Origin of the sequence: Bacillus sp. J14TS2, assembly GCF_018333015.1 — a bacterium.
Taxonomy (GTDB): Bacteria; Bacillota; Bacilli; order Bacillales; family Bacillaceae_C; genus Lederbergia.
Map to the genome: position 1 here is coordinate 1 of NZ_BORE01000074.1, position 278 is coordinate 278.

The 278-nt window shown below is 50.4% G+C and carries 1 rRNA gene; it reads left to right on the forward strand.

Going from position 1 to position 278, the window contains the following annotated elements:
- Positions 1-278, forward strand: a 23S ribosomal RNA gene (locus tag KI375_RS27135); the annotation flags it as partial.

Consider the following 278-nt stretch of genomic DNA (forward strand, 5'->3'; position numbering starts at 1 on the left):
TCCCAAGGCTAAATACTCCCTAGTGACCGATAGTGAACCAGTACCGTGAGGGAAAGGTGAAAAGCACCCCGGAAGGGGAGTGAAATAGATCCTGAAACCGTGTGCCTACAAGTAGTCAAAGCACAATGCGTATTTCCTTTGGGAAAACGCCGTGTGATGGCGTGCCTTTTGTAGAATGAACCGGCGAGTTGCGATTTCATGCAAGGTTAAGTTGAAGAGACGGAGCCGTAGCGAAAGCGAGTCTGAATAGGGCGTATGAGTATGAGGTCGCAGACCCG